Below are 7573 nucleotides of genomic sequence, written 5' to 3' on the forward strand. Positions count from 1 at the left end.
GGTATTTTCTGTTTCTTCAGGCGATCGGCAAGGTCACGTTCATACGGCCCCCAGGACGGGGAATCCGTTACCAGCAAAGCCACGTCAGCTCTGGCCATGGCCGCAAGGCTCCGCCCGGCGCGCAATCCTCCAAGCCCGCCCGTATCATCGATACCGGCGGTATCAAGAAAGACAACCGGCCCCAGCGGCGCCATCTCAAGCGTTTTTTCCACCGGGTCGGCAGTCGTACCCGGCATGGTGGACACAATGGCAACATCCTGCCCGCACAGCGCGTTAAGCAGCGAAGACTTCCCCACATTGCAGCGACCGAGAAAGGCGATGTGCAGGCGAAGCCCCTTGGGCGCATCTTTCATGACAAACTCCCATACTGGTGCTCCCGCCGGAACAGGGCGGCCGACACGGAGGGGTAATCCGTGCCGGCCGGTTCGGGCGGAACCCGGATGCAGGTTCCCTGTGGGGCCAAAAATGCGGCCCCGGCGATAACGCCTTATTCGTAAGGATAGGCGCTCTGCGCGAATTCCGCATGCCGGGGATTGGGATACAGCCCGGCGTCCACCAGGGCTTTAAGCCCCTTGGACTTGTCAAACCAGCTCGTATGCAGCAATTCTTCAGACTTGTGCCCCAGGGGTTTGCCCAACCAGTTGTCATACAGGGCCTTGACCTGCGCATTATCCTGCGAGGCTCTTTTGGAAAAGGCCGCGTCCGCGCCGTAGACAGCCTTGGTGCGGTCCGCCATATAGTCCTTGATATCCTTGACCGCAGCGTGGGCCTTGTTCACCATGCGCACGCCAAGCAGCAGGCCGCCGGACAGGATGCATGCGCCTTTCAGAAATCCCCGTCTCGTTGTGCTGATGATCGACATACCGCCTCCTATGCGTTGGTTGCAGCGTTGGAAAGCCGTTTTCTGAGACCGGCAAACAGGCTCGTGGCCTTGCGCTCAGCGTACTCAAGCAGGTTCGGCATGATGGGCTGGCCGCCGCCGCATACGCAGCCTCCGGGGCAGGCCATGAATTCGATGAAATGGTACGGCGAGCTTCCGGCGCGCACCTGGTCGCACACGGCAGCAAAATGCTTGGCCCCGTGCACCACGGCAAGGCGCAGTTCCGTGCCGTTGATGGTAACGGCGTATTCCTTTACGCCCTTGAGTCCGCGCACTTCTTTAAAGTCCCACGAATCGGGACGCTGCCCGGTCACCGCTTCATACGCGTAGCGCAGCGCCGCTTCCATAACGCCGCCGGAAACACCAAAAATGGTCGCTCCGCCAGTGGATTCGCCCATGAGGCTGTCGCGCTGGCCTTCAGGCAATTTGGCAAAGTCTATTCCGGCCTGGCGGATAAGGTACGCCAGTTCGCGGGTTGTAAGAGTGGCGTCTATATCGCGCTGACCGTCTGCGGCCAGTTCCGGGCGCAGCCCTTCATACTTTTTGGCAATGCACGGCATGATGGATACCGTGTACACCTGAGCGGGATCATAGCCCTGTTTTTCCGCCCCATAGGTTTTTGACAGACGGCCATTCATGCCGACGGGCGACTTGCAGGAAGAAAAATATGGCAGAAGATCAGGGTAAAAAGTTTCGGCATACTTCTGCCAGCCGGGACAGCAGGACGTAAACTGGGGAAGATGCTTTTTTTCGCCCAGCCGCTGCACAAACTCCGACGCCTCTTCCCATATGGTCACGTCGGCGGCGAATTCCGTATCCCAGCAATGGTCAAAGCCCAGAGCTTTAAGGGCCGCCAGCATCTTGCCAGTGGTAACCGTACCCGGAGCAAGGCCGAACGCCTCGCCAAGAGCATAGCGCACCGCCGGGGCAGGCATGGCAATACACCTGACGTTTTTGTCCTTCAATTTCGTCTGAAGCTCCGGAACCCAGGTCTGCGTTTCATAAATAGCCATTTCCGGGCAGTGGGTCAGGCACTGGCCGCAGTTAATGCACGGTTCGGGATAGGCTACCGTGTGGGCAAGGCCGGTTTCGCCATATACAGCCCCGGTAGGGCAATACTCCTGACAAAGATCGCAACCTATGCATTTCTTGTCGTCAATCTGGACAAAAAGCATCTTGTCGCCGTCAGCGCCTCTGGGCGGCACATGTGGCTCATACTGAATATGTTCCATAATAATGCGCGGCATTCCAACCTCCTGGCGGTAACAGGTGAAACAGTTTTCCGGCGCGCTTCTACACGCGCGATCCCTACAGTGCAGCCGGAACCCGGCACAAAACTTGACCCTTGCCTATGGCCGCGCTGTCACCCTTGGGGCAGGGGCATCTGCCATATGCGGCATGTCAAGCGCATGCCGTCGGCCAGCGCCTTCAATGGCCTGGCGGGCGGCGGCAATATCCACACGATTCTTGTTGTCGTAGATGCAGTACCCTTCCCGGACATCGGGCGGGGTGAAGCCCGGCATGAGCACATTGGCCCCGGCCAGCAGGCCGTCGCGCTGGCCGCCGGCGGCATCAATGGTAGCCAGGGCCGTAGTTGCGGGAATATTGGCCCAGGGCAGGGCAATGCGCAGGACAGCCATGACCCGCAGCGTCATGGCCGCGCTGCCGCCGACAGTTTTTCCCAAAGGCGTATGCGCCTGCGGAATAAACGGCCCTGTACCGCACATGGTTACTCGCAGGCGGCGCGCCAGCAAAATATCGTCAGCAAGGCTTTCGGGGCGCTGCCCCGGCAGCCCCACCATAAAGCCGGAGCCGCATTCATAGCCGAGAGAGGCCAGCGTGCGCAGGCAGGCGATGCGCTGCCGCAGGGTATGACCGGGATGCAGGGCAGCATAAAGCTTTGCATCGGCTGTTTCGTGTTTGAGCAGATAACGCACGGCCCCGGCCTCTTTCCAAAGGGCATAGACCGCCGGAGGCTGCTCGCCCACACTCAGCGTCACCGGAAGGCCGGACCTGCTGCGTATATCGGCAATGACGCGGGCCAGCCACTCGGGCTTGACCGCATATTCACCCGATTGCAGCACAATGGTGTCGGCTCCGGCAGCGGCCGCCGCGGCGGCCGCTTCAAGTATCTGCGCCCGGGAAAGCGTGTAGCGCTTCAGCCTGTGATTGTCCGCCCGCAAGCCGCAATAAAGGCAATTACGGCGGCAATTGCTGGAAAACTCCACAAGGCCGCGCACATGCACATGTGAACCTTTTGCACTCTCCAGAACATGAACGGCGCGCAGGCGCAGATCCGGCCAGGGAGTATTGAAAAGCAGGTCAAGAATGTCTTTGCGGCGCATGAGCCCTCCCGGAGGCGGCAACGTGTCAGCAGTACACATCCCTCTGGCCGGAACGGACCTTGTCCAGCAGCTTTTCCGACACGCGCCGCGTGCGCTCCTCCATGCCGCTCAGTGTGGCGGCGATGGCCCCCTCCCCTGCCAGACGCGCTTCGTCAGTGGCATAGTCAAGCAGATATTCTTCAAAGGTGGAAAGCGCGTTGGGAGCGCACTTGGCCTTGATGAGACCCGGCTTTGCCAGATCCATAAAGTCTTTGCCCGTGCGCCCGAGGCGGTAACAGCCTGTACAGAAAGAAGGGATGAAGCCGTGCGCGCCAAGGTCGTGTACCACTTCCGCAAGGCTCCTGTGGTCGCCAAGTTGAAACTGTGCTGCCTCAAACTGGCTTTCTTCGCTATATCCGCCGGGATTGGTGCGGCTGCCCGCCGAAATCTGCGAAACACCCAGCTCCAGGGTCAGACTGCGTATGGCGGCGCTTTCGCGGGTGGACATGATAATGCCCGTATACGGCACGGCGAGCCGCAGGATAGCCACCAGCTTGAGAAAATCCCTGTCGCTGACGGCGTGAGGCGGGCTGGAGGCAAGATCTGAACCAACGGCAGGCTCTATGCGCGGAACGCTTATGGTGTGGCAGCCGACGCCAAAGCGCTCTTCAAGATGGGCAATGTGCTGCATGAGAGCCAACGTTTCATAACGCCAGTCATAAAGACCATAGAGCAGCCCCATGCCGACATCATCAATACCCGCCAACATGGCGCGGTCAAAAGACGATGCGCGCCAGTCCAGATCACTCTTGGGACCGGAGAGATGCATCTGCCTGTAGGTAGGCCGGTGATAGGTTTCCTGAAACAACTGGAATGTGCCGATGTTATGCTCTTTCAGTTTGCGAAAATCGTTCACGGAAAGCGGCGCAAGATTCACGTTGACCCGCCGGATGCAACTCTCGCCCTCGCGCACGGCATAAATGGCGTCAATGGCGTCCAGAACATAATCAATGCCGCTGCCGGGGTAGGATTCACCGGCCACCATCAGCACCCGCTTATGCCCCTGCCGCAATATCGCCCTGGTTTCTTCGGCAATTTCAGCCATGTTCAGAGCACGACGCGTCACGGCCTTGTTTGATTTGCGAAACGCGCAATACAGACATTCATTGGAACAGAGATTGGAAATGTATAACGGCGCGAAAAGCACGATGCGGTTGCCGTAAATCTCTTCTTTAACCGCCTTGGCCGCCAGATACAGTTCCGAGGTAAGCTCGGGAGAAGAAATGCCCATCAGTACGGCCACATCCTGCAAGGAAAGACCGTTCAGCTCTTTGCCCTTGGCGAGAACGTCACGCACGCTGGCGGCGTTCTCCTGACTACAGGACGCAAGAGTTTTTTCTATCTTTTCGGCGTCCAGCCATGTGGCCTTGGTGTCTGTGGCATTTTCCACGTCTTCCCCCTTGCGCGCACGTGCTTGCCCGCTCACCTCCGACTTTCGACATCGAAGCAGTGGCGGACAGACATCGGCCCGAGTTTAGTGTTATCTTTTTAAAAAATGTAACACCAATGATTGTAAAAAAACCTACCCTGAGGCAGGAAAAACGGCAGCATGCCCGCGGCAAATAACCGCTGCATCGCACACGGCCTTTTGAACAGTATGGGACGACAGAAAAAGACCTACGCCCCTGTGTTACTTTTGTCAATTATGTAACACAAAAAATCACACTCTGCATACCTCGCAAGCCCCGATTTATTCGTGAACCGTGCACTTGCACTGCCGCAGATTCTCCGCTCCGGCAATGGCAGCACCAGCCCACTATTCCATTTATCACCGACCTGAAAACGTGCTTTTTATGCAATCTGCATATGATTTGAGCACAAGGCTGCTCGCAAGCGTAATTCTACAAATAAAACAATAAGATGCGTACATGCACCTACAAACAGCACATAGCGCATCCTGCATAAGCAATTACAAGGCATACAATATATGTATATCGGCACTTACTGATTGCACAAACAGTTAAGAATACCGCAACAACCATATAAAAACATGTATATCAATAGTATTGATACGTATAAAAATCTAATTAAAATAATATGTAAATTATTATAAATTTTATATATTGATATACTATAAATATGCAGTCTGTTTTTTTGCAACATAGTGCACCAGTGAAAAAAAGAATTTAGTTGCATAAAAATTAAAACGTATGCTCTTATAGTATAACGTTCAAAAAATATTCAATCTGCCAGCTCAACATTATAAAATATAAAAGGCGCATTGAAAAATCATTGAAAGGCTACACAATGCTTAAAAAGATTACCTTTCTTTTGATTGTTTTTATGGCAGCCCTTCATATGGAATGGAGGAAAGACATGGGCGTCGGCCAGGCCCATGCCCTTGGCGTGCTCCACGAACACAACCACCATTCCGCCAGTCGCCTCCTGCCCGTAAAAAATATTCAAAGCCCGCTCCAAGCCGGACAAAGCCTGCCTGCTGAAGCGGAGCTTGTTACGCGTGGCTATCCCCACCTTGGTGTCCTGCTGCCTGAACGGATCAAGCATGACGCCAGCCACTCCTCACCATCCGAGCAGCTTATTCCCTGTTTTCTTCAAACCATTCCCTATACCAACCCCGGAAGCCTTGCTCCGGCAAGCAGCCTCCACTTGCCGGACAAGCGCAAGCTCCAGGAAAGCCCCCCACCAGTCCGCGCTCCCACGGCCTGAGCAAACCACCAACGCACTTGTGGCAGACAGCTTTCGGTTTTGCCGCCCTTGCCGGCGGTAGTCTCGGCTGACGCCCTTCGCACAAACACCGCAAGACCTGTCCTGAACCCATTGCTGCTTTCAGCCGTTTGCGCCCGCGCACGCTCAAGCCAAAGGTGGACTTATGCTCAAGTATCTGAAAATTCTTTATGTTCAGGTTTTAATTGCAATTTGCATCGGCATTCTGCTTGGACACTTTTACCCGCAGTTGGCAGTAAAAATGCAGCCGCTGGGAGCCGGATTCATCAAGCTCATCAAGATGGTCATTGCCCCGTTGATCTTCTGTACTGTTGTTACCGGCATTGCGGGCATGCAGGACCTGAAAGCGGTAGGCAAAATCGGCGGGCTCTCTCTTGTCTACTTCATGACCATGACGACGCTGGCCCTTATAATAGGCATGGTCGTCGTGAATATCGCGCAGCCGGGCGTGGGCATGAACATTGACGTCAACACTTTTGACGCCAGCGCCAAAGGCCTTGCCGACCAATATGCCAGCAAGGCCAAAGATCAGACGCTTGCGGCCTTTTTTATGAACATCATCCCCAACACCTTTGTTTCTGCCTTCACCAGCGGCGAAATACTCCAGGTGCTGATGGTAGCCATTCTTTTCGCCTTTGCCCTGAATTTCAGTGGCGAAAAGGGGCAGTTGGTGCTTGATTTCGTCAAAAGCTTTTCTGAAGCGCTTTTCAAGCTGATCAACATCATCATGCGCGTTGCCCCCGTGGGCGCATTCGGCGCAATGGCCTTCACCATCGGAAAGGAGGGGCTCGGTTCTGTCGTCTCCCTGGGCGAGTTGATCCTCTGCTTCTACATTACCAGCCTTCTTTTCGTCATTCTCGTCCTCGGCGCTGTGGCCACATATTCCGGCTTCAATATTTTCAAGTTCATCCGCTATATCAAAGAGGAACTGCTCATTGTACTCGGTACATCTTCCTCTGAATCAGTTTTGCCCAACATGCTCGCCAAAATGGAAAAAGTGGGCTGTCAAAAGAGCGTGGTCGATCTCGTCATCCCCACAGGCTATTCCTTCAATCTTGACGGAACGGCCATATACCTGACCATGGCGGCCATATTTCTGGCGCAGGCCACCAACACCGCTCTGACCACAGGCGACCAGCTCACACTGCTCATCATCCTTATCATTTCTTCCAAGGGAGCTGCGGCCGTTACGGGCGGCGGTTTTATCGTGCTTGCCGGATCCATCAGCTCCGTGAGCAGCATCCCCCCGGAAAGCCTTGCCATCATCTTCGGCATTGACCGCTTCATGTCCGAAGCGCGCGCGCTGACCAACCTGGTCGGCAACGGCGTGGCCTCCATTACCATCGCCAAAATAACCGGCAAACTTGATCAGGAACAGTTGCGCCGGGAACTGAACAAAAAACCCGGACAGACACAGGCGGTTATAGAAGAAGATATGGACGAAAGCCCGGTCGTCGTACGCGAAACAAGCATGACTTCGTAGTTGCGGCATGGCAGTCCGCCTGCAGCAATCCGGATCTGGCGCAAACATTGCCGTTCTTGAGCAGATCCGGGCCGCGCAGGGCTGAAGCAGGTTTGCCCGGCAAACCTGTGCCCCCAGGCCGGATGCGCCGCCACTAAAAAA

The 7573-nt window shown here is 55.6% G+C and carries 7 protein-coding genes; 2 read left to right on the forward strand and 5 right to left on the reverse strand.

Features of this window, described 5'->3' with window-relative positions:
- From QZ377_RS08815 to hydG, 5 genes are all read right to left on the reverse strand, one after another.
- On the reverse strand, positions 1–353 hold a 353-nt coding region (locus QZ377_RS08815), incomplete at its 3' end, for a GTPase (protein ID WP_291440819.1).
- Between the two features lie 134 nt (positions 354–487).
- Entirely contained in the window at positions 488–862 is a 375-nt protein-coding gene (locus tag QZ377_RS08820) for an iron hydrogenase small subunit (RefSeq protein ID WP_291440791.1), read from the reverse strand.
- An 8-nt stretch (positions 863–870) separates the two neighbouring features.
- Positions 871–2127 (reverse strand): [FeFe] hydrogenase, group A, encoded by a 1257-nt coding sequence (locus QZ377_RS08825; protein ID WP_291440792.1) that lies wholly within the window; start codon positions 2125–2127, stop codon positions 871–873.
- A 102-nt stretch (positions 2128–2229) separates the two neighbouring features.
- Positions 2230–3225 carry a [FeFe] hydrogenase H-cluster radical SAM maturase HydE gene (gene hydE / locus QZ377_RS08830; RefSeq protein ID WP_291440793.1) on the reverse strand — a complete coding sequence of 332 codons (996 nt, stop codon included), beginning with the start codon at positions 3223–3225 and terminating at the stop codon, positions 2230–2232.
- A 25-nt stretch (positions 3226–3250) separates the two neighbouring features.
- Positions 3251–4654 (reverse strand): [FeFe] hydrogenase H-cluster radical SAM maturase HydG, encoded by a 1404-nt coding sequence (gene hydG / locus QZ377_RS08835; RefSeq protein WP_291440794.1) that lies wholly within the window; start codon positions 4652–4654, stop codon positions 3251–3253.
- Between the two features lie 857 nt (positions 4655–5511).
- Between hydG and QZ377_RS08840 the strand changes: the two genes are divergently transcribed.
- Together QZ377_RS08840 and QZ377_RS08845 are read left to right on the forward strand one after the other, a co-directional pair.
- Positions 5512–5931, forward strand: coding sequence for a hypothetical protein (locus QZ377_RS08840; RefSeq protein WP_291440795.1), 420 nt, complete (start codon positions 5512–5514; stop codon positions 5929–5931).
- Between the two features lie 163 nt (positions 5932–6094).
- Positions 6095–7432 carry a dicarboxylate/amino acid:cation symporter gene (locus QZ377_RS08845; RefSeq protein ID WP_291440796.1) on the forward strand — a complete coding sequence of 446 codons (1338 nt, stop codon included), beginning with the start codon at positions 6095–6097 and terminating at the stop codon, positions 7430–7432.
- Positions 7433–7573: the final 141 nt, after the last annotated feature.

It is taken from the genome of Desulfovibrio sp. (genome assembly GCF_019424165.1).
Taxonomy (GTDB): Bacteria; Desulfobacterota; Desulfovibrionia; order Desulfovibrionales; family Desulfovibrionaceae; genus Desulfovibrio.